Origin of the sequence: Paraburkholderia sp. SUR17 (assembly GCF_029536165.1) — a bacterium.
GTDB classification, from domain to species: Bacteria; Pseudomonadota; Gammaproteobacteria; order Burkholderiales; family Burkholderiaceae; genus Paraburkholderia; species Paraburkholderia kururiensis.
Genome location: NZ_CP120509.1, coordinates 942,772 through 964,771 on the forward strand (window position 1 = coordinate 942,772; position 22,000 = coordinate 964,771).

The following is a 22,000-nucleotide window of genomic DNA, read 5'->3' on the forward strand; positions in this document are numbered from 1 at the left end:
TGAATTTTGTTGCGACTATTATGGAAACAATAAATCTGCGTTGCCGAAATGGCACGGCAGGGCACGGCAGCGTATTGCCCAGCGGCGACCGCGTTCGAAGCACAAGCGAGCCACCGGCAAAAGGGACACGATGAAACATCACCACCTTCAGGAAACGGCGCTTCGTTACTTTCTCGAAGTCGTGCGGGCCGGCTCGATCAGCGAGGCTTCCACTCGCCTGAACGTTGCCGGTTCCGCGATCAGCCGGCAGATCGCACATCTCGAGGACGTACTGGGCACGCCGCTCTTCGAGCGACGCTCGCGCGGCATGGTGGCAAGCGCGGCCGGCGAAATGCTCGCGGTCTACGCGTTGCGCACAGCACTGGAGGCGGACCGGCTCGTTCAGGACATCGACGCATTGCAGGGGTTGCGGCGCGGACAGGTGCGGGTCGCGACGTCGGAAGGATTCGCCATCGAGTTTCTGCCGCAGACCATTGCCGAGTTTCGCAAGAAGTATCCGGGCATCGTCTTTCACACGGCTGTGTGCGCGCCCGCCACAGTCTCGCGGCGCGTGCGCGAGGGCGAGACCGACATCGGCGTTACGTTCAGCCGCACCCCGCAAAGCGACATCAAGATCGAGCACCGCGAGCCTGCGCCAGTGATGGCCGTCATGCGGCGCGACCATCCGCTCGCGCGTTTTCCGCAGGTGTCGCTCGCGCAGCTTTGCGCGTGGCCGCTGGCGTTGCCGGACACGAGCACGACCATCCGCCAGCTCTTCGACGTGGTGTCGAGCCAGCAGCGGCTCGCTATCGAACCCGTGATGGTCAGCAACTACATCGTGTCGCTGCACAACTTTGCGCTGGCCTCGGACGCGGTCTCGATCTCAGGCGAAGTCACCGTCCGCTCGCGACAGGTGCGGGGCGAGATGGCGCTCGTACGCATCAGCGATCGCGGCATGGACGCGCGCAGCATCGAACTGCAGACGCTCGTGGGACGCACGCTGCCCAAGGTGGTGCAGTTGTTTCTGGAGTTCTTGCGCGCGCAACTTGCGAATATCGGCGCAAAGGCGGACAGCGCTTCGTGAGAGCGCAGCAAGACCCGCGCGAGCGCGCTCAGGCGCAGCGTGCGAAGCTTGAACGCACGCGTGCAGGGTAGTGCGACAGCTATCGGGTGGCGATGGCGGCGGCTGCGCCCGCCATCATCGTCGCGCTCACGCGGTTGGCGATCTTCACGGCGCGGCGGTTCGTCAGCAACTTGCGCGCGCGAGCCGCCACCACGGTCCACCCGAAGTCCACCATTATCAGGACGATCAGCATGGTTGCCGTCAGTTCGAGCCACGCTACCGTGCCCACGCGTGAGAGGTCCACGATGGTGGGCAGCAGCGCGAGATAGAAGACCATGATCTTCGGATTGCCAAGCGTCACCATGAGTCCCGCCACGAACATGCGCCATGGCGACTGGCCACGCGGCAGCGCGCTTTCGCGCACGTCGGCGGGCGCGTGCCACATCTTCCACGCGAGATAGAGCAGATAGGCGACGCCCGCGAATTTCACGGCCATGAATGCAAGGGCGAACGTATGGGCGAGCACGGCGAGCCCCGTCACCGCGCAGGTCAGCCACAGCGCTTCGCCAATCCACATGGCGGCCAGAAAGGGCAACACGTCGCGCACGCCATTGGTGAGCACGCGTGCGACGAGCGCAGCGATGCTGGGGCCGGGCGAGCCGGCGGCCACGATCAGCGCGAGTGCGAATACGGACAGACCTGAGAGTGTCATTGACGTGTCTCCATGCCGGACGCTGCCTGCGGTGGCCGCGTGGTTGCGGGGTGGCCTCGGTGCCTGAAGGCGAGCGGACGTGGAGGTCCGCTTCGAGGCCGTGGCGAAATGGTAATACAGCCCGCGCGTGGGCGTTTCGCCGTTATTGTTGTGATGGGGCGGCCGGCAAGGTGTTGACGGCGAGGGGCGGCTGGCGACGTTTAGCGCGCCGCAGCGCCGCGTTCGCCTGTCTACGATTAACTTCTACTCAGTACAGTTTCTTTGGCGGCAACGATCGCTTGATCTGTTTTCGCAGCCGGGCGACCGCCGCGTCCTTCTTCCGTTTGCGCTTCGCCGTGGGCGTTTCATAGGCCATTCTGGCGCGCAATTCCTTGAGAAGACCCGTGTTCTCGATGGAACGTCGGAAGCGACGCAGTGCAACCTCTACGGGCTCGTTCAGCTTGGGGGTTACGGTAGTCAATTCTTTCCTGGATATGAGTTGGCGTGGTGAATCATCTGGGCATCCGCGGCGGCAATGCATTGCGCCATCGACATTGAACGACATTCGACGGGAGGCCACTGTCTGTACGGCGCCTCCTGTGCCCGGCGTTTTTGCTCCCCGGCCGCACGATATTCACCCGAGCCGAGGGATACGATTCGGATTCCGATCGAATGCAGTGCGGAGTGCGGCGCTGCTGCTGAAGCGCACTATACGCATGATGCCTGAGTGTGTAACGCTATTTCCTGCTCAAATTACCGGCAATTCCGCATCTTTCGTGCTGTTACGTTTGGCGACGTGAAATGAGTTGACCCGGTTGCGCGATCCGCGTATCGTACGCCGCTGAAGTATTCAGGAAGTTCAATTGGTGTCGTCTCTTGTCCGCCATTTGCGCGGAGTTCGTTTTCCTCTTTCTCCCTCTTGGTGCTTCCCCGCTGCCCCGTGGCACGGGAATGATCAATTTATTTTTTGAGGGATTCATCATGAATACCGGTACGGTCAAATGGTTTAACGAAGGTAAGGGTTTTGGTTTCATCACGCCGGATGAAGGCGGCCCCGACCTGTTTGCGCATTTCTCGGAAATCTCCGGCGACGGTTTCAAGACGTTGGCTGAAAACCAGAAGGTCAGCTTCGAAACGAAGCGTGGCCCGAAGGGCCTTCAGGCGTCCAACATCAAGCCGCTGTAAGTCTTTCGAGCGTTCGCCGCACTCGCCGCGAACGCTTTCTCATCGTATTCCTCGACCGTTTTTCGGCGGGGAATACACCTCAGGTTGCATCCCCCAAGGCTGGTTCTCCGATCTGAATAGATCTGCGTTCCTTTACGGAAAGGCGCGGTCGCACACCCATGTTTAATTTCATCACCAATAATGCAAATTTCTTCCACCAGACAATACCGCGGTTATGCGGTTTCGCCGTCTGCGCACTGTTTGCCTGACGGCTGTTTTTCCTCAAACGTATTGCTCTCGCGGTCCGACGTCCATTCCGGATCAGCGGTTTACGAGTTTTATTCGATCGGATATTTCAGTTCCGAAGAAGACGCCATCGGCTACTCTGACCGATGGGCGCGCGACTGGATCGATACGCGCGGCTGACGCCTCGCTGTCGACACACAGATCGCCGATCGCGCGTCGCTTAGCCGAAACGCGCGTCCAGCCACTCCTGTGCCCAGATTTTTGCGTACGCAACAGCGTCTTCGCGTACGTCGAACCCCGCCAGATCGCCGCTCGTATGAATGTCGCATGCGCTACCGTCCGCGCGGCTAGTGCTGATGCGGGCGTGCGCGATGTATTCGCCGTCGGCCCGACGTGGTGTGGGGTCAATGGTGAATCGCGTCGAATTGAAGTGCATGTGCTTTCCTTGCCTGACTGCCGCGGTCGCGGCCGCGGGTGCGAAGATCGCCCCTGGCCCCTGTTCACGCCTGCAGATCGAGAACGTTCGTGTTCAGAGGGCAGGTATCGATGAGGTGTTCCGCGTACGCGGTCGATGCACGCCTCGCGTCGCCGGCGTTCCGGAAGGGCGTTGCGCTCGACAGCCTGAATACGCGGCTGCGCGATATCCCGTTCGAGCTTCCTGGTTCCTGGATTCGTACAGCAGCGTCGAACCCTTCGTCGTAGTTATGCCCCAACCCGGGCTCGGTTGCGCGATGCGGATAGACCAGCGGATAAATTTCCAGACCGCGATAAAGACGCAAACCTGTTGTCATGGGATACCTTTGAGGCCGCATCACCACGCGGCGGAGGGGAGGGTGTGTGAGCGGCCGGATTCAGTGTTCACACGATCGGCCGGTTTGTTCGGCCCGCAAGGAAGGCGCGTGGCCGATTCCCATTCGACAGGAGACGGGCGGGGCGCCGGGAACGGACGAGGGGCAATCGACCGCCTCATGCTACGCCCATTGCCCGATTTGTACAGCGGAAATTCTGGAGCTATCGCGGCGGTCGCGAAGCGGGAGAAGAGCATCGACCGCCGGCGTCTACGCTGCATCACGCGCGCAGACGAGGTTGCAGCCGGCGCTCTCGTGCCTTCGCGTCTCAGCGGCGGCGAAAGGCTGCGCGTTGCGCTGTGCCGCCGCTGCGCTCGTCTTTGTGCCGGAAATTGATCCGGCCTTTCGTCAGGTCATACACCGACAGTTCCAGCGTGACGCGGTCGCCCGCAAGAATGCGGATGTGGTTCTTGCGCATACGGCCCGATGCGTAGGCGCCCACCACGACGCCATTGTCCAGCGTGACGCGGTAGCGGCTGTCCGGCAGCACTTCGTCAACGATACCGTCGAGTTCAAGCAATTCTTCTTTAGCCATTCAAGGTTCCTGGTCAATGGGCGCGGCACCGGTCGAGATGCCGCACGGGGAAGAAGCCACGAGCGTTGTACAACAAGCGCTCGCGCGGGAATGGAAAGCCTGCGGTCTGCTGGTGCCCAGCGTCCGGAATGGATCTCACGGGCGCCGCCCGTCCAGGCGGCGAAGCGCGTGCGCGAGGGAATGGGAAGCCGCGGTGGCCCTTAATGCCGGGCCAATGGAAGTCAGGACGTACAGTTTTGAGAGGCTGCTGCCGGCCTCACTGCACGATCGTTCAAGGGGACATTCACAACGAACCGCACATGTCTTGTTATGTGCTGTTCGAAGCAACTTGAATCCACATTGTAACCGAAGAGCGCCGTTTTCACCGCGCTGCCGCGCACAGGCCCGTCACAGCTGCCTGCGGCGGGCCGTGCAAACGGCGGTTCACCACGCAACGTGCGAAAAGAAGCGTGGCCCGAATACATCGAGCCACGCCTTTCTTCCACAACAACAGCCTTCACATCCAGACGGATCCGCACGATAGTGCGGCCGCGCTGCGCTTATGCCGCCTGTTCGTCCAGCGACGGGTAATCCGTGTAGCCCGTCTCGCCGCGCGCGTAGTAGGTCGCCGGATTCGGCGCATTGAGCGGGGCGTTCTGGGCAAAGCGTCGCGGCAGATCCGGGTTCGCGATGAAGAGTTGACCCCATGCCACGGCATCGGCCTCGCCCGCGTCGAGCACCTGTTGCGCGGTTTCCTTCGTGAATTTCTCGTTGGCGATGTACGGGCCGCCGAACGCTTCCTTGAGCATGGGGCCGAGCCGGTTGTCACCCAACGATTCGCGGGCGCAGATGAAGGCGATCTTGCGCTTACCCAGTTCACGCGCCACATAACCGAACGTTGCCGGCGGATTCGAATCGCCCATCGTATGGCTGTCGCCACGCGGCGCAAGGTGCACGCCCACGCGCGAGGCACCCCAGACGTCGATGCATGCGTCCGTGACTTCGAGCAGCAGTCGCGCGCGGTTTTCGATCGAGCCGCCATAGGCGTCCGTGCGGTGGTTCGTGCTGTCTTGCAGGAACTGGTCCAGCAGATAGCCGTTGGCCCCGTGCACTTCGACACCGTCGAAGCCTGCGGCCCTGGCGTTTTCCGCGCCCTTGCGATAGGCGGCCACGATGCCCGGAATCTCGTCGAGCGAGAGTGCTCGCGGCGTCACGTATTCGCGGATGGGGCGCACGAGGCTGACGTGACCTTGCGGCGCGATCGCGCTCGGTGCAACGGGCAATTCGCCGTTGAGGAAGATCGGATCCGAGACGCGGCCCACGTGCCACAGCTGCAGGAAGATCTTGCCGCCGGCGGCATGCACGGCTTCGGTCACGAGCTTCCAGCCTTCCACCTGTTCCTGCGACCAGATGCCCGGCGTATCCGCATAACCCAGGCCTTGCGGCGTGACGGACGTGGCCTCGCTGATGATGAGGCCTGCCGTTGCGCGCTCGGCGTAGTACCGCGCCATGAGCGCGTTCGGCACGCGTTCTTCGCCCGCACGCTGACGCGTGAGCGGCGCCATGATGATGCGGTTGGGCAGGGTGAGATCGCCAATCTGGATCGGGTCGAAAAGAGTTGCCATGTTGTGTTCACCTGTGGAGGCGGGCACGCGGCCCGCGGCTGGGTAAAGTGATTAGGGGATTAGCGCAGTGTTTGGCGCGGTGACGAGCTTGATAACGAGTGCGACGAGAGGCCCCCGGCGATACGGCGCCGCCATGCAGGCCACGCGGCGATGCGTGCGCGTGCGTTCAGAGTTCCGTATTCATGCGTTCGATAAAGGCCTTGATAACCGCGTCATTGCGCTTGAAGAACACCCATTGGCCCACGCGTTTCGACGTCACGAGCCCCGCGCGCTGCAAGGCAGCGAGATGGGCCGACACCGTGGATTGCGACAGGCCGCAACGGGCGTCGATCTTGCCGGCGCATACGCCGTGATCGAGCGGCAATTCCTGATCCGCGAAATGCGCATACGGATCGCGCAGCCAGCCCAGAATCTCCCGCCGAACGGGATTGGCGAGCGCCTTCAGAACGGCGTCGATATCGATGGCTGCTGCTGCGGGTTTTCTTGAACTCATGAAGAGCGTACCGGTGACACACGAAATTAGCATCGCTACGGGACGAATTGTATATCGTAAAATGACGATATTGGCAATGGCACTACTGCGGGTGGGGGTTGTGTCCTGTCGACACACAAAAAAGTCGGCACTTCCGTACATCAGGAATCGCGCGCACCCGTAGAAGAGGGGGCGGGTCATTTCGAAGTCGCTATCATGCACACCTCTGTCCATCCATCAGCTCGATGGAGCCGCACAGTGCCCCCTGCGCCCATCTTCGCCTTCGAAAAGGCTGCGTGACGGACTTTATTCTTGCAGATCAGCACACCAAAGCCGCCGAAACGAACTGCCCCCAGAAGTTGAACCCCGACCCAACCTTTGTGGGCAATTCATGGTCGATAGACCGTCGGGGGCTTTTTTTCATTTTTCCCGGCCGCGAGCAAGCGTCTTGACGGCGCCTGCACCGCACCGCCCATCACATCTTTATAAGCATTCGTTCGTTGTCCGCCGGCCGCGAAGCACGATAGTGTGCGCGGATATCGCCGCAGCCTGCGCCCGCAGCTGCAGTGCCACGATGTTCTCTTTTGTCCGCCCTTCGCGCCGCGTGATGCCATCTCCCGTTCTGCAAGTCCTCGGTATAGGCAAGCGCTTCGGCGCCAGCATCGCGTTGGACCACGTCGATGTTTCTATCGGCGCCGGCGAAGTCGTCGCTTTGATGGGCGCGAACGGTGCGGGCAAGTCGACGCTCGTCAAGATTCTCAGCGGTGTCTATCTGCCGGATCGCGGCACGCTTGCACTGCGTGGCACACCGTTTGATCCGTCGTCGCCGCAGGATGCGGCGCGGCGCGGCGTCGCCACCGTGCATCAGTCCATCGCGGATGCGGTCGTGCCGAACCTGCCGGTCGCGGACAATCTGCTGCTCGACCGGCTTTGCGGCGGCTCGTCCGCCTGGTATGTGCCCGCGCGCGTCCGGCGTGCCGAGGCCGCGCGCCGGGCCGCGCGTATCGGGCTCGCCGTCGATCTCGATGCGCCGCTCGGAACACTGCCGCTTGCGGCCCAGCAGCAGGTGACGATCGCGCGCGCAATGGCGACGCATCCTGCGTTGCTGATTCTCGACGAGCCGACCGCGAGTCTTTCCGCTGCGGAAGCGGATCGCCTGTTCGAGCTGATCGCACGGCTGCGTGACGAGGGCGTCGCGACGCTGCTCGTCTCGCATCGCGAACGCGACCTGCGGCGTATCGCCGATCGCGTGGTGGTGCTGCGCGATGGTCGCGTCGTAGGCGACGCGCGAGGCCCCATCGACTTTCGCGCGGCACTCGAAACGATGCTCGGGCGGCCGCTGCAACGCTTGCATGAAACGTACGAGACGCCCGACAGCACCGACACGCGCACGGTATTGAGCCTGCGCAGTCTGCGTCTCACGCCCGCGAGTGCGCCGTTCGATCTCGACGTACGACGCGGGGAGATCGTCGCCGTCGTCGGACCGGTTGGCAGTGGCAAGTCGCGCCTTGCGCGCATGCTGTTCGGTGCAGCGCGTGCGAGCGACGGCGAGATGACGCTCGACGGCCTGCGCTGGCAGCCGCGTTCGCCTGCGCAGGCCATCCGCGCAGGCGTTTTCATGCTCGGCGAAGATCGGCGCCGCACCACGCTCTTTCCCGACAGCGTTCCGTTTGCCACGATCGCCGGCACGATCGGCTTTCCGTTCATGTCGCGCTGGTTTCTCAACGGCTTCGTACGCGCACGGCGCGAGCGGCAGGCGGCCGTGGAGGCGATCGAACGTTTCGGCATTCGCTGTCGTGGCGCGGACGACCGTCCCTCGCGCCTGTCCGGCGGCAATCAGCAGAAGGTCGCGCTTGCGCGCTGGCATGCCGAGCCCGCGCGTCTGCTGCTGCTCGACGAACCGTTCCAGGGTATCGATGCCGGCGCGCGTGCCGACATCGTTCGTCTGCTGCGCGGCGAAGCTGCCTCGCGCGCGACGCTTGTGTTCGTCAGCGACCTCGATGAAGCGCTTCAGGTGGCCGACCGCATCGTGCATTTCGATCGCGGCTCGCCTGTCGTGCACGCCGAGCCCTCAGTTCCTGTCCACGCTCTGTGAGCCCATGAAGACCCCTTTGCCTGCCAGCGACCCTGCCGCTACTGCCCCGACGACCCCGCCGTCCGCTGCCATCGCGCACGTGTCGCGCATGCAGACATGGCGCAGACAGCTCGAAAAAAGCGGCATGCTGTTCGCACTCGCGGCGCTTGTCGTCGTGTTCGCGATTGCACAACCCGCATTTCTCAACGTCGACAATCTCTTCAGCATTCTGCAGGCGATTTCGATCACCGCCCTGCTCGGCATCGGCGTCACGATCACGCTGGCCGTGGGCGGCTTCGATCTGTCGGTGGGCAGCATCGCGGCGTCGGCGCAGATGGCCGCGAGCTACGTGCTCGTCGTCTGGCACGGTAGCGCGTGGTGGGCAGTGGCGGCCTGTATTGCGCTCGGTATGGCGGCGGGGCTGTTCAATGCGCTGTTGATTACGCGGCTGCGCGTGCCGGATCAGCTCGCCACACTCGGCACGCTGTTTCTGCTCGCGGGGCTGCAACTCATTCCGACCGGCGGACGTTCGCTTTCGACCGGCACGATCTTGCCGGACGGCACCGAAACGAGCGGGGTGTTTCCGGCCGCGTTTCTCGCGCTCGGCCGCTTGCGTGTGCTCGACGTCGTGCCGCTGCCCGTGATCGTGCTCGCGGTGTTGACGGTGTTCGCCTGCGTGGTGATGGAGACGACTCGCTGGGGCCGCGTGCTTTACGCGATCGGCGGCAACGAGACCGCGGCCCGGCTCGCCGGTGCGCCCACCGCCCGCTACCGCGTGGCGGCCTATGTGGCATCGGGGGCCATCGCGGCGCTGGGCGGCGTGCTGATTGCGGCCCGCGTGGGGCGCGGTGACGTGAGCGCCGGGCACTCGCTGCTGCTCGATGCCGTCGCGGCCGCGCTTGTGGGTTATGCAGTGGGCGCCGCGAAGCGGCCGAATGTGTTCGGCACGGTGATCGGCGCCGTGTTCGTCGGCGTGCTGCTCAACGGACTCACCATGCTCAATGCGCCGTACTACATGCAGGACTTCATCAAGGGCGCCTTGCTCGTCGGCGCGCTGGCGTTCACGTTCGGTGTGGGCAAGCGCGACGACGCGCATGCATGACGGGCGCAAGGTGCGCAAGCGGCGCAAGGGACGCAGTAAGCAGCGCCCCGTCGCGTTTGCACTTCATGCGTACCGCGCGCCTCGTTGCGCAAAGCTGATCGCCAGCACGGCAAGAATCACGGCGCCGGTGGCCACCTGTTGCCAGTAGAAGTTCCAGCCGATCAAGAGCAGCCCGTTCGCCACGAGGCTCAGCAGCAACACGCCCAACAACGTGCTCGCCACGCTCGGGCGATGCGTCGTGGAGAGCGTGGTGCCGATGAACGTGGCGCCAATGGCGTTCATCAGATAGCCATTGCCCGCGAGCGGCACGTACGCCTTCACCGTCGAAGACAGGAGCAGGCCGACCACGCCATAGAGCAACGCGCTCGCAACGAACGCCGCACTCACGATGGCCGGTACCGGCAGACCCGCGTGACGCGCTACACCAGGCTGCGCGCCGAGCGCAGCGAGCTGGCGGCCGAACACGGAATGCGCGAGCGCAACATGCAACGCGAGGGCCAGCACGACGACGATGCCCAGCGGCACCGGTACGCCCGCGATGCTGCCGTGCGCGAGCGCGCCGAAGAGCGGCGGCAGGGCCACGTTGAGCAGATAGACCGGCTGTCCGCCGTCCGTTGCCAGTTGCTGAACGGTCTGCCCGATGAACAGCGTACCGAGCGTGGCGAGGAACGGCGCGATGCCGATGCGCGCGACCAGCACGGCGTTCAAAGCGCCGGTCGCGAGCGCAGCGGCCAGGCCGCCGAGCGCCGCGGCAAACAGATCGACGTGGTGCGCACACAGCAACACGAAAACGAGGCTGGCTACGTCGATCGATGTGCCGAGCGACAGATCGACCGCGCCCAGCGAGACCGCGAGCGTCATGCCGAGCGCCGCGATGGCGAGCAGCGCGAAGTTGTTCAGCAGCACGTCCGCGAGGTTGCCCACACGCGCAAAGCCCGGTGCGAACACGGCAAAAAAGGCAATCACGACGACGAGCGCCCCAACGAGCGCGAAGCGCCGCAGGCCAGTGAGCCGCGACGCGAGCGAGAGGCGCTCAATCATATGCACTGCTCCTGCCATGTCGGCGGCGCACGATTGCCGTCGTCGCAACGACGAACAGGATCAGTACGCCTTCCACACCGTTGACGTAATAGCTCGACAGGTTGTCGAGCTGGAACCCGTTGACGATCACGCCGATGAACAGCACCGCGCAGAGCGTGCCCGGAATGGTGGGCACGAGCCGGCGCGAGAACACCACGCCGAGCAACGCAGCGGCCACGACTGCGAGCAGGTTGTCGCCGGCGCCGGGCGAACTGCCGCTCAAAAGCGCCGCCGACGCGAGCGCGGCCAGCGCCGCAGCGATACCGCACAGCACGTAGCTGGCGGCGACATAACGCGCGCCGTGGATGCCGGCCGCCCGTGCAGCGTCGCGATGGGCGCCCACGGCCGCAAGACGCAAGCCGAACGGCGTTTCGTGAACGAGTACCGTGAATGCCGCGCAGGCAAGCAGCAGTGCGTAGGCGAGATGCGGCACGCCGAAGGGTCCGTCGCGCAGCAGGTATGCAAGCAGAGCGCCGTTTGCCTGGACCGGCGTGTTCTGCGTCAGTACGAGTTCGAAGCCCGCCGCGATGTTCATCGTGGTCAGCGTCGCAAGCAGCGGAACGATGCGTAGCGCGATGACGGCGACCGCGTTCAACGCGCCCGCCGTCGCGCCTGTGGCGAGCGTCAACGCGATCGACAGCAGGGCCGGATACCCGTCGCGCTGCGTGACGGCGAAGACGGCTGCGCACAATCCGAGGTTGGCCGCGACCGAAAGGTCGAGCCCGCCGCGAATCGGGTCCGGGCCGCCTGCAATCAACACGATCGTGAGACCGAAGCCGAGCAGCCCGATCACCACCGACTGCTGCAACACGTTGGCGAGATTGGCAACCGTGAGAAACAGCGGCGACGTGAGCGCGAATGCCGTAACCACGATGGCGAACGCGAGCAGCGCGCTGCCGCGCAGCCAGAACTGCGGGTCACGCAGCCTCGCGCGAAGGCGATGTGCCCGTCCGGGGCCGATGCCGGGCAACGTGCGCCCGTCGGCCAGCGAACGGGTAGGGGACGACGGGACGTTCATGCCGCCTCCCGTTCCTGCATGGCCGTCTCGCGCGCACCGCTCGCCCAGGCGAGCACGGTTTGCGTGTCCGTTTCGTGCGAGACGAGTTCCTGCACGATGCGGCCGCGCTTCATGACGAGGATGCGATCGGTCACGCCCACAAGTTCGATCAGGTCGCTCGAAAACAGCAGTACGCAGGCGCCGTTGCGCACGAGTTCGTCGAGCAGCCGGTAGATTTCCGCCTTCGCGCCCACGTCGACGCCGACCGTCGGTTCGTCGAGCAGATAGACCGTCGATTCGCGGCTGAGCCAGCGTGCCAGCGCCACCTTCTGCTGGTTGCCGCCGGATAGCTGCCGTACCGGCGTTTCCGCGCTGCGCGTGCGGATGGCGAGCGCGGCGATGAGTCGTTGCACGAGCTGCGTTTCGCGCTGTCTCGCGAGCAGCCCGAAGCGGCTGATGCGCGAGAGGCTGGCGAGTGTCGTGTTTTCGCGCACGGAGAGCGAGCCCGCCACGCCGTGCGCGCGCCTGTCTTCGGGCACGAACGCGATGCCGCTGCGTACCGCGTCGGGTGGGCGGCGTAGTCGCACGGTGCGTCCCGCCACGCTCACGGTGCCCGTCGTGCCGCGCTCGAGGCCGAATAGCGCGCGCAGCACCGCTTTGCCGCCCGAGCCGAGCAACCCCGTCACGCCGACGATCTGCCCGCGCCGCACCTCGAACGACACGTCTTCGAAACGGCCGGGCGCGCCGAGCCCGCGCACGTCGAGCGCGACGTCGCCCGGCGTACGCGCCGAGACTGCCGCCGGTGCGATCTGCTGCGCGCCGATCATCGCCTCGACGAGCGATTCCGTGGGCGTCGTACGCGCATCGACGTGGGCGACGTCGATGCCGTCGCGCAGCACGCTGACCGTATCGCAGATCGACGCAATTTCGTCCAGATAATGCGATACGTAGAGGATGGTGAGGCCGCTCGCGCGCAGCGTGTCGATGGTGTGCAGAAGACGGTCCACTTCGCGTGCCACGAGTGCCGCAGTGGGTTCGTCGAATACGAGCACGCGCGGCTCGCCCGCGAGTGCCCGCGTGATCTGCACGATCTGCTGCTCGGCTACGGTGAGCTCGCCAATCAGGCGGTCGGGATGCAGGTCGATGCCGAAGTGCGTATGCAATGCCTCGCGTGCCTGCCGTTTCAGCCGGCGCGTATCGAGCACGCGCAGCACGCCCGCGCCGCGTGGGCCGAACGCGGGCTCGTGACCGAGCGCGAGCGCTTCGGCCACGGTCGAGGTGGGCGGCAGCAGGCGCTCCTGGTGAATGAATGCGATGCCCCTGGGGGCAACGCCGGGGGGCTGCGGCTCGCCGTGCACGGTGACGGTGCCGGCGTCTGCCGTGTGGATGCCCGCAAGGATCTTGATGAGCGTCGACTTGCCCGCACCGTTCTGGCCGATCAGGCCATGCACGGTGCCCGGGGCCGCGTCGAGCGATGCGCCGCGCAGCGCCGGTACGCCGTCGAAGTGCTTGACGATGCCGCGCAGCGCGAGGGCGGGCGCATGAGCGGGCGTGTCCTTCGGCGTGCTCACCGCAGTGCCCATTCTGCGGCGCTCGCTTTCGCGGCGTTCATTTCGCGGCAATCTGGCCGAGCGCCTGCTGCAACTGCGCGGCGTTGTCCTTCGTGACGAGAATGGACGGCACGTAGGTGTACGGCGGCAGGCTGCGATCGCCGGCAAGGTAGCGCGCGACGTTGTCCACCGCGGTCTTGCCGATCAGTGCGGGCTGCTGCGCGACGACGGCCGCCGCGCTCGACTTCGGGTCTTTCACGAGCGAAACGACGTCGGGGCTGCCGTCCACCGCGTAGGTTTTGATCTCGTTGCGATGCGCAGCGTCCACGGCCTGCGTGGCGCCCACCTGCGGCACGTCCCACGCGGCCCAGATCGCCGCAATTTGCCCCTTGGGGTATTTCGTGAGCAACTGGCTGACCTGCGCATACGCGCTCTGTACCGTATTCGGAATCACGTCGCGCAACTCGGGCTCGATGATGTGGACCTTCGGGTAGTACTTGAGCACCGCTTTCAACTGGTCGTAGCGGATCGCGCAAACCGGAACGCCGTAGAAGCCGTTGAACACGAGGATGTTGCCTTCGCCGTGGATGTCGTTGACGAGCTTCAGCGCGAGTTGCTCGCCGATGAAGAAGTTGTCCGAGGTGGTGTCGTTCAGGCTGGCGGGCGACGCGGTGTCGATCGTGAAGAGCGGTATGTTGGCCTGGCGGATTTTCTGCAGCCACGGCTCCAGCACCGAAGCGGTGCCCAGTTGCTCGATGATGGCGTCGGGCTTTTGCGCGATCAGCGTCTGAATCTGCGCAATCTGGCGGTTGTCGTTGCGGCCGGCGTCGAGCGCGATGGGCGTGCCGCCCAGCCGTTTCACCTCGTCGATCGCGCCCTGGTAGGCCTTCAGATCCCAGTAGTGGTCCGTGCCGATTGCAGTGATGCCGATGCGCTTGCCTTTGAGCGACGGTATCGCGCTGTCGTTGCTCGCGGCGCTTGCGTTGCCCTCGGAATGGGCGGGTAGTGCGATGACCATCAAGCTCAGCGCGGCGGCGGTGACGAGACGCACAAGTGGCACGAGGGCGCCACGTGTGCGGCGCGAAGAAGAACGGGAATGGGGCGAGGGCAGTGTGCGGTGGATCATGTCGTGATGTCGGATGCGAGAGTGAAGGGCCGCAGAAAAGGAATGCGCAATCCGGACCGACTCTACGCAACGATATGCCGCGATTGAAACCAACGATTGACGCTATCGATATGCAAACTCCGACGATTTGCAAATCGGCTGCGGCGAAAACGATCATGGGTCATCCGAAGGAATAACGATGTTCCAAACCTTCGTTTGGGCCACGAGCGGCGCGCTGATAAATTCTGCCGATACTCATTGCAGCGGAGCCGGCGAATGGTAACGATCGACGAAACGAAGTTCTTGCGCGTGGGCACCGGGACTGAAGCGGCAAACGGCGCACACGTGATCGGCAGCGACGAGGAAGCGCTCGCCGTTGCGCACGCGCTTGCGGAGCGTCTTGCGCAAGAGGCCGCGCAACGGGACCGCGAGCGGCGCTTGCCGCATGAGGAAATCGAATGGTTCTCGCAGTCGGGCCTGTGGGCCATTACGGTACCGAAAGCGTACGGCGGCGCCGGGGCGGCGTACCAGACGCTGGTCGAGGTTGTGAAGATCGTTGCAGCGGCGGATCCGTCGCTGGGGCAGCTGCCGCAGAATCATTTCGGCCTTGTCGACGTGATTGCACTCACGGGTACCGATGAACAGAAGCGCCACTTCTTCGGGGACATTCTCAGGGGCAAGCGCTTCGGCAACGGTTTCTCCGAAAAGGGCACGAAAAACGTGCTCGACCTGAAGACGCGCGTGACGCGCGACAGGAACGGCGACGACGGCGATTACGTCGTGAACGGCACGAAGTTTTATTCGACCGGCGCGCTGTTCGCGCACTACGTGCCCGTGCTGGGGCTCGACGAGGACCGCAAGGGATGGCTTGCGTATATCCCGAAGGGCACGCCGGGCCTCACGGTGATCGACGACTGGTCGGGCTTCGGTCAGCGCACCACCGCAAGCGGCACGGTGGTGCTCGATAACGTACGCGTGCCGGCGTCGCACGTGTTTCCCGCGCATCGCGTGTCGGACGAGCCGACGCTGAACGGTCCGCTCTCGCAGATCATTCAGGCCGCCATCGATGCGGGCATAGCGCACGCCGCGCTTGCCGACACGCTGCGCTTCGTGCGCGAACGCTCGCGCCCGTGGATCGACAGCAACGTAGAGCGCGCGAGCGAAGACCCGTTGACAGTGCGCGAGGTCGGCCGGCTCCATATCGATCTGCATGCAGCCGACGCGCTGCTCGACCGCGCCGCGCGCACGCTCGACGAGATCGCGGCGCAACCCGTCACGACGGAAGACGACGTCGCGCGTGCCTCGGTTGCGGTTGGCGAGGCCAAAGTGCTTACCACCGAAATCGCGCTGCTCGCGAGCGAAAAGCTGTTCGAACTGGCCGGCACGCAATCCACGCTCGAAGAGCACAACCTCGATCGCCACTGGCGCAACGCGCGCACGCACACGCTGCACGATCCGGTGCGCTGGAAATACCACCTCGTCGGCAACTACTACCTCAACGGCGTGAAGCCCGCACGGCATCCATGGAATTGATGCGAGCCGTCGCATCCGCGTGCATGGACAAGACATGACCAGACAGATTCGCCTTAACGCCTTCGACATGAACTGCATCGGGCATCAGTCGCCCGGCCTCTGGGCGCATCCGCGCGACGCTTCGTGGCGCTACCGCGAACTCGGCTACTGGACAGAGCTTGCGCAACTGCTCGAACGCGGCCTGTTCGATGGCCTTTTCATTGCCGACGTGCTGGGCCTCTACGACGTCTATCAGGGCAGCGGCGAGGCTGCGATTCGCCAGGCCACGCAGGTGCCGGTGAACGACCCCATCCTGCTTGTCTCCGCGATGGCACACGTCACGCAGCATCTCGGCTTCGGCGTGACGTGTTCGCTCTCGTACGAACACCCGTATCCGTTCGCGCGTCGCATGTCCACGCTCGACCACCTCACCAACGGACGCGTAGGCTGGAACATCGTCACGTCGTACCTCGACAGCGCGGCGCGCAATGTCGGTCTGCCGTCGCAGGCGAATCACGACGAACGCTATGCGCTGGCCGACGAATACCTCGAGGTCTGCTACAAGCTCTGGGAGTCTTCCTGGGATGACGATGCCGTGGTGCGCGATGCCGCGCGGCACGTATTTACGGAGCCCTCGAAGGTCCATCCCATCGCGCATCGCGGGCGTTTTTTCGACGTGCCGGGCATTCATCTGTGCGAGCCCTCGCCGCAGCGTACGCCGGTGCTCTATCAGGCTGGCGCGTCGAAGCGCGGCAAAGACTTCGCCGCGCAGCACGCCGAATGCATCTTCATTGCGGCGCCGTCGCGCGTGGTGCTCAAGGAATTCGTCGCAGACATTCGCGAGCGCGTGAAGCGCTTCGGGCGCGATCCGCACGACGTGCTGATCTTCAACCTCCATACCGTGATTACAGGCCGCACCGAAGCCGAGGCGCATGCGAAGCATGCCGACTATCGCCGCTATGCGAGCGACGAAGGGGCGCTTGCGCTGATGTCGGGATGGACCGGCATCGATCTCTCGAAGTACGACCTCGACGAGCCGCTGCGCTACGTGGAGAGCAACGCCGTGCAGTCGGCGGTGGAAGCGCTGTCGAGCGCGGACCCCACGCGCGTGTGGACCGTGCGCGAGATCGCGAAGTGGGGCGGCATTGGCGGCCTCGGGCCGCTTACGGTGGGCGACCCGGCGCAGGTGGCAGACGAACTGCAATCGTGGGTGGAGGAAACCGACGTGGACGGTTTCAACCTGGCCTATGCCCTCACACACGAGACGTTTAGCGACTTCGTCGAACTCGTCGTACCCGAGTTGCAGCGCCGCGGCGCCTACAAGACCGAATATGCGCGCGGCACGTTGCGCGAGAAGCTGCACGGCGGCGGCGCACGCCTCGCCGAGCCGCATCCGGGGGCCCGCTATCGCTCGGCGCCGGTGGCGCCCGTGGTCTGAGCAGTCGAATGGATCGAACGAAATACGACGAACAACAAGGGGGTTCCGATCATGGCAAGCGGGTTTGGTGAGCGCGTGGTGCGCAAGACATGGCGTGCGGCAGCAGGGTTGATGGTGGTGGCCGCGGCACTCGGATGGACCCCCGGCGCGCGTGCCGCCGGCATTCCCGGGGCACCGCCGCCGTTCGACAAGGGCGGCGTGAAGATCGCGCTCGTCAACTATCTCTCGACGGGCGATTTCTTCCAGGCGTATGAAGCGGGCGCGCAAAAGCAGGCGAAGGCGCTCGGTATCGATCTGCGCATTTACGAAGGGCGCCAGGACGCGGCGGAGCAACGCGAGCAGATCCAGCAGGCCATCAGTCTCGGCGTGTCGGCGATCATCGTGAATCATGGCTTGCCAGAATCGCTCAAGGACGTGGTGCAGCGCGCGCTCGACAAGGGCATCAAGGTCGTCGCGTTCGATGTCGATCTGGCCAACCCGAAGGTGCCGCAGATCGAACAGAGCGACCACGATCTGGCCACGCTGCTGCTCGACCAGGCCGTAAGGGACAATGGCGCGACGTTTTCCGCGGGCTACGTGTACGTGGCGGGCTTCGCGCCGCTCGACCGGCGGGATGCCGTATGGCGCGCGTTCAAGAGCGCGCATCCCGGCGTGCAGGAAAAGGCGCGTTGGGGCACGGTGGACAACCCGATCGCGCAGTCGGTCGCGAACCAGGCGGCCGCGGCCTATCGGGCGCATCCGGAGATTCGCGTCGTGTTCGCACCTTACGACGAGTTCGCACGCGGCGCGAAGCTGGCCGCCGACGAAGCCAGTCTCGGCACCAAGCTGCGCATCTACAGCGCCGACATCTCGACGGCGGACATCGAAGCGATCCGCGCGCCGAACAGCCCGTGGGTGGCCACCGCCGCCACCAACCCGGCCGTGGTGGGCGCCGTGTCGGTGCGGGCCGCGGCGCTGCTGGTCGCAGGCGAGGACCCCGGCCATCGCATCGTGGTGAAGCCGACCTTGATCACACGCGACGACCTCGTGAAGAACGACATCCATACCATTGCCGAACTGGGTGCCAGGTTCCCCGCGTTCCGCGCGAGCGACGCGGCGACAGCGGCGTGGATCGGCAAGGCAGGACGCGACTGACGGCGCCGTTCGCGACAAGACGACGAACGCAACGGGCCGTCAGTGCGCGACGATACGCCGCACGAGGCCGCCGAGCCCCGTATGACGGCCCCACGTGCCCCACGGAATATGCATTTTCCACATCGTTAGTAGGGCGCATTACCTGCCGCTGATCTAATGGCCTCCGAACCGCCTCCTCGTGTGGGAGGCGCCCAACCTCTTTCGGGGAGCCCCTCATGAGTCTCGACATATTCTGGTTTTTGCCGACGTCAGGCGACACGCGCTATCTGGGTCAATCGGATTCGGGGCGCGCGCCTTCGAACGCCTACATGCGGCAGATCGCAGTGGCCGCCGAGGAACTCGGCTACGACGGCCTGCTGATTCCAACCGGCAGCAGTTGCCTCGATCCATGGGTGACGGCGGCGAGCCTTGCGCCCGTCACGCGGCGCATCAAGCTGCTCGTCGCGTTGCGCACTTCGCTCGGCAACGTCACGGCTTCCGCGCGGCAGGCCGCCACGCTCGACGAGGCGCTGGGCGGACGTCTGCTGCTCAATGTCGTGCCCGGCGGCGACGCGACGGAGCTTGCCGCGGACGGCATCTTTCTGGACCACGACGAACGCTATGCCCACGCGGACGAATTCCTCACGGTGTGGCGACGGCTGTTCGCGGGCGAGCAGGTGGATTTCGAGGGCAAATACATCCGCGTGGAGAAGGCGAAGAATCACCTCTCGCTCGCGGAGCAGTCGCGTCCGCCGCTCTTCTTTGGCGGCTCGTCGCCGGCTGCGCACGAGATTGCCGCGGAACACGTCGATACCTACCTGACCTGGGGCGAGCCGCCTCACGCCGTGGCGCAGAAGTTTGCGGACGTGCGCGCACGTGCTGCGCGACACGGAAGGGAAGTGCGCTTCGGCGTGCGGCTGCACGTGATCGTGAGAGAGACGAACGAGGAAGCATGGGCCGCAGCCGACGCACTCATCAGCAAGCTGAGCGACGAAGACATCCAGCGCGCGCAGCAGAATTTCGCGCGCATGGATTCGGTGGGCCAGCGGCGCATGGCACAACTGCACGGCGGGCGCCGCGACCGGCTGGAGATCAGCCCGAACCTGTGGGCGGGCGTGGGCCTCGTGCGCGGCGGCGCAGGCACCGCGCTGGTGGGCGACCCCGCTACCGTGGCCGCACGGCTCGAAGAATATGCGGCGCTCGGCGCGACGCGTTTCGTGCTCTCCGGCTATCCGCATCTGGAAGAAGCCTGGCGTTTCGCAGAACTCGTGTTTCCGCTGCTGCCGGGCAAGAAGCCCGTGACGACATCCGGCGGCGTTCAGACCGGGGGCGCGTTCGACGTGCGTGCGGCCTCGGCTTCCTGACGAGGCACCGCGAGCGGCGCCTCGCGGGCTGATTAGCAACTGACAATAAGTTAGAAGCACTGCGCGTGCAGCCGTCCATAATCGACGGCCTGCACGCCTGTACCTATTTTCCGGAGTGAATTGATGAACCGTATTGTCCGTGCCCTGCTGCGTGCGGGTGCGCTCGCTTCGCTGGTTGTCTTGCCGGCTTTCCTGAGTACCGCGGCGCAAGCCGACACGCGCGAAGTGGTGATTGCCTACCAGGACATGGTGGTGCCGTGGCGCTATGCACAGGCCACCGGCGAAGTGGAGAAGGCGACCGGCTACAAGGTCACGTACCGCAAGCTCGCGAGCGGTGCCGACGTGATTCGCGCGCTCGCGTCGGGCTCCGTGCAACTGGGCGAGGCGGGTTCGAGTCCGGTTGCGGCGGGCCTCTCGCAAGGCGTGGACATTTCGCTCTTCTGGATTCTCGACAACATCAACGACGCCGAAGCGCTGGTGGTGCGCAACGGCTCGGGCGTAACGAGTCTCGCGCAGTTGAAGGGCAAGAAGATCGGCGTGCCGTTCGTTTCGACCTCGCACTTCCATACGCTGGTCGCGCTGCAAAACGCAGGCGTGAATCCCGCCGACGTGAAGATCGTCAACCTGCGTCCGCCCGAAGTGGCCGCGGCGTGGGAGCGCGGCGACATCGACGCCACGTACATCTGGGACCCGGTGCTCGCCAAGGTGAAGAAGAGCGGCAAGGTGCTGATTACGTCGGGCCAGGTGGCGCAGTCCACGGGCAAGGCGACCTTCGACGGCTTCGTCGTCGACCGGCGCTTCGCGAAGGGCAACGCCGAATTCATGACGCGTTTCGTGAAGGTACTGGCCGCCGCGGACGAGAACTATCGCGCCCATCGCAACACGTGGGATGCGGCCTCGCCGCAGGTTGCCGCGGTGGCGAAGGAGTCGGGCGCCAATGCCGACGAAGTGCCCGCAAGCCTTGCGCTCTACGCGTTTCCGTCGCCCGCGGAGCAGGCTTCGAATGCGTGGCTGGGCGGCGGCGCACAGTCGGGTGCGGCGAAGTCGCTGGCCGCGACGGCGGCATTCCTGAAGACGCAAGGCACTATCCAGAACGTGTTGCCCGATTACTCGATCGGCGTCGATCCGCAGTTCGTGCAACGGGCGGTGGCGCATTGAACGCGTCTTCATGGAGCACACCGTGAGCATGCTGGAGATTCGCGGCCTCGCCGTGGCCTATGGCGACCCGCGCAAAGGCGAGGGGGCGATGGCGCTGGCGAACGTCGATCTGCGTATCGAGGCCGGCGAATTCGTCGTGGCACTGGGCGCGTCGGGGTGCGGGAAGACCACGCTGCTCAACTGCATCGCGGGCTTCGTTACGCCGACCGAGGGCGAGGTGCTGATCGACGGCCAGCCGGTGAACGGGCCCGGCGCGGATCGCGGCGTGGTGTTCCAGAAATACGCGCTGATGCCGTGGCTCGACGTACTCGACAACGTGGCGTTGGGCCTGCGTTTTCAGGGCGTGCCGAAGGCGGAACGCGAACGCAGGGCGCGCGAGATGCTCGCGCTCGTCGGACTCGAGCGACAGGCCCATGCCCGCGTCTATACGCTCTCGGGCGGGATGCAGCAGCGCGTGGGCATTGCGCGCGCGCTTGCAAGCAATCCGCGCGTGCTGTTGATGGACGAGCCCATGGGCGCGCTCGACGCCATGACGCGCGAGTCGATGCAGGAACTGGTGCTCGACGTCTGGGACCGCACGCACAAGACGGTGTTCTTCATCACGCACAGCGTCGAAGAAGCGCTCTTTCTCGCAACGCGCCTCGTCGTGATGACGGCGGGGCCCGGGCGTATCGCGCACAGCTACACGCTTCCGTTCGCACGCCGCTATCTGGAAACGCGCGATGCGCGGGCGGTGAAGTCGTCGGCCGAATTCATCGCGTGGCGCGAGCGGCTGGTGCGCGAACTGCATGCCGGCGTGAAGCAGGAGGAGGGCGCGTGGTGAGTGCTTCGAACGAACGCGCGGGCGACGTGACGCTCGCGACGCACGGGCAGGCAGGTTGGGCGCATGCCGAGCACGTGCGGGA

General features: G+C 65.0%; 21 protein-coding genes. 11 read left to right on the top strand and 10 right to left on the bottom strand.

Annotation, left to right across the window (positions count from 1 at the left end; all coding sequences use genetic code 11):
- Positions 1–130: 130 nt before the first annotated feature.
- The gene (locus P2869_RS21675; RefSeq protein ID WP_017777516.1) at positions 131–1,063 is read left to right on the top strand and encodes a LysR family transcriptional regulator; all 933 of its coding nucleotides are present in this window, start codon (positions 131–133) and stop codon (positions 1,061–1,063) included.
- A 79-nt stretch (positions 1,064–1,142) separates the two neighbouring features.
- Here the strand turns inward: P2869_RS21675 and P2869_RS21680 are convergent, their stop codons facing one another.
- Both P2869_RS21680 and rpsU read right to left on the bottom strand, forming a co-directional pair.
- Positions 1,143–1,754, bottom strand: a complete 612-nt coding sequence (locus P2869_RS21680; protein ID WP_277599513.1) for a LysE family translocator — start codon at positions 1,752–1,754, stop codon at positions 1,143–1,145.
- Between the two features lie 247 nt (positions 1,755–2,001).
- A complete protein-coding gene (rpsU, locus tag P2869_RS21685) occupies positions 2,002–2,214 on the bottom strand; it encodes a 30S ribosomal protein S21 (RefSeq protein ID WP_026121993.1) in 213 nt (70 codons plus the stop codon).
- Between the two features lie 500 nt (positions 2,215–2,714).
- On the opposite strand from rpsU, the gene P2869_RS21690 reads away from it, so the two are divergent.
- Together P2869_RS21690 and P2869_RS21695 are read left to right on the top strand one after the other, a co-directional pair.
- The gene (locus P2869_RS21690; protein WP_017777519.1) at positions 2,715–2,918 is read left to right on the top strand and encodes a cold-shock protein; all 204 of its coding nucleotides are present in this window, start codon (positions 2,715–2,717) and stop codon (positions 2,916–2,918) included.
- A gap of 180 nt (positions 2,919–3,098) precedes the next feature.
- Positions 3,099–3,323: a hypothetical protein gene (locus P2869_RS21695; RefSeq protein ID WP_081601925.1), complete on the top strand. Its 225-nt coding sequence runs from the start codon at positions 3,099–3,101 to the stop codon at positions 3,321–3,323.
- Between the two features lie 40 nt (positions 3,324–3,363).
- Here the strand turns inward: P2869_RS21695 and P2869_RS21700 are convergent, their stop codons facing one another.
- The 4 genes from P2869_RS21700 to P2869_RS21720 all read right to left on the bottom strand — a co-directional run bounded on the left by P2869_RS21700 (position 3,364) and on the right by P2869_RS21720 (position 6,623).
- Positions 3,364–3,579 (bottom strand): hypothetical protein, encoded by a 216-nt coding sequence (locus P2869_RS21700; protein ID WP_017777520.1) that lies wholly within the window; start codon positions 3,577–3,579, stop codon positions 3,364–3,366.
- 680 nt (positions 3,580–4,259) lie between these two features.
- On the bottom strand, positions 4,260–4,526 hold the full coding sequence (gene infA / locus P2869_RS21710) for a translation initiation factor IF-1 (RefSeq protein WP_017777522.1): 267 nt from the start codon (positions 4,524–4,526) through the stop codon (positions 4,260–4,262).
- A gap of 539 nt (positions 4,527–5,065) precedes the next feature.
- Positions 5,066–6,130: an alkene reductase gene (locus P2869_RS21715; protein ID WP_126876409.1), complete on the bottom strand. Its 1,065-nt coding sequence runs from the start codon at positions 6,128–6,130 to the stop codon at positions 5,066–5,068.
- A gap of 166 nt (positions 6,131–6,296) precedes the next feature.
- Positions 6,297–6,623: a metalloregulator ArsR/SmtB family transcription factor gene (locus P2869_RS21720; protein WP_017777524.1), complete on the bottom strand. Its 327-nt coding sequence runs from the start codon at positions 6,621–6,623 to the stop codon at positions 6,297–6,299.
- A gap of 586 nt (positions 6,624–7,209) precedes the next feature.
- On the opposite strand from P2869_RS21720, the gene P2869_RS21725 reads away from it, so the two are divergent.
- Positions 7,210–8,697: a sugar ABC transporter ATP-binding protein gene (locus P2869_RS21725; protein WP_277599514.1), complete on the top strand. Its 1,488-nt coding sequence runs from the start codon at positions 7,210–7,212 to the stop codon at positions 8,695–8,697.
- A gap of 88 nt (positions 8,698–8,785) precedes the next feature.
- A complete protein-coding gene (locus P2869_RS21730; protein ID WP_017777526.1) occupies positions 8,786–9,778 on the top strand; it encodes an ABC transporter permease in 993 nt (330 codons plus the stop codon).
- Between the two features lie 63 nt (positions 9,779–9,841).
- Here P2869_RS21730 and P2869_RS21735 read toward each other — a convergent pair whose 3' ends face one another.
- Genes P2869_RS21735 through P2869_RS21750 form a run of 4 tightly spaced genes read right to left on the bottom strand, consistent with a single transcriptional unit; the run spans position 9,842 to position 14,423 of the window.
- Positions 9,842–10,819, bottom strand: coding sequence for an ABC transporter permease (locus P2869_RS21735; protein WP_277599515.1), 978 nt, complete (start codon positions 10,817–10,819; stop codon positions 9,842–9,844).
- A complete protein-coding gene (locus P2869_RS21740; protein WP_277599516.1) occupies positions 10,812–11,876 on the bottom strand; it encodes an ABC transporter permease in 1,065 nt (354 codons plus the stop codon). The genes P2869_RS21735 and P2869_RS21740 overlap by 8 nt, the downstream gene beginning before the upstream one ends.
- On the bottom strand, positions 11,873–13,438 hold the full coding sequence (locus tag P2869_RS21745; protein ID WP_277599517.1) for a sugar ABC transporter ATP-binding protein: 1,566 nt from the start codon (positions 13,436–13,438) through the stop codon (positions 11,873–11,875). The genes P2869_RS21740 and P2869_RS21745 overlap by 4 nt, the downstream gene beginning before the upstream one ends.
- A gap of 25 nt (positions 13,439–13,463) precedes the next feature.
- Positions 13,464–14,423 carry a sugar ABC transporter substrate-binding protein gene (locus tag P2869_RS21750; RefSeq protein ID WP_277599923.1) on the bottom strand — a complete coding sequence of 320 codons (960 nt, stop codon included), beginning with the start codon at positions 14,421–14,423 and terminating at the stop codon, positions 13,464–13,466.
- Positions 14,424–14,786: 363 nt separating this feature from the next.
- Between P2869_RS21750 and P2869_RS21755 the strand changes: the two genes are divergently transcribed.
- The 6 genes from P2869_RS21755 (at position 14,787) to P2869_RS21780 (ending at position 21,918) form a co-directional block, all read left to right on the top strand.
- Positions 14,787–16,043, top strand: coding sequence for an SfnB family sulfur acquisition oxidoreductase (locus P2869_RS21755; RefSeq protein WP_277599518.1), 1,257 nt, complete (start codon positions 14,787–14,789; stop codon positions 16,041–16,043).
- A gap of 34 nt (positions 16,044–16,077) precedes the next feature.
- On the top strand, positions 16,078–17,460 hold the full coding sequence (locus tag P2869_RS21760) for an LLM class flavin-dependent oxidoreductase (protein WP_277599519.1): 1,383 nt from the start codon (positions 16,078–16,080) through the stop codon (positions 17,458–17,460).
- Positions 17,461–17,571: 111 nt separating this feature from the next.
- On the top strand, positions 17,572–18,594 hold the full coding sequence (locus tag P2869_RS21765) for a substrate-binding domain-containing protein (RefSeq protein WP_277599924.1): 1,023 nt from the start codon (positions 17,572–17,574) through the stop codon (positions 18,592–18,594).
- Between the two features lie 215 nt (positions 18,595–18,809).
- A complete protein-coding gene (gene ssuD, locus P2869_RS21770; RefSeq protein WP_277599520.1) occupies positions 18,810–19,937 on the top strand; it encodes an FMNH2-dependent alkanesulfonate monooxygenase in 1,128 nt (375 codons plus the stop codon).
- Between the two features lie 123 nt (positions 19,938–20,060).
- Positions 20,061–21,095, top strand: coding sequence for a taurine ABC transporter substrate-binding protein (tauA, locus tag P2869_RS21775; protein WP_126876398.1), 1,035 nt, complete (start codon positions 20,061–20,063; stop codon positions 21,093–21,095).
- Positions 21,096–21,117: 22 nt separating this feature from the next.
- Complete coding sequence (locus tag P2869_RS21780) at positions 21,118–21,918, top strand: ABC transporter ATP-binding protein (RefSeq protein WP_277599925.1); 801 nt, start codon at positions 21,118–21,120, stop codon at positions 21,916–21,918.
- Positions 21,919–22,000: the final 82 nt, after the last annotated feature.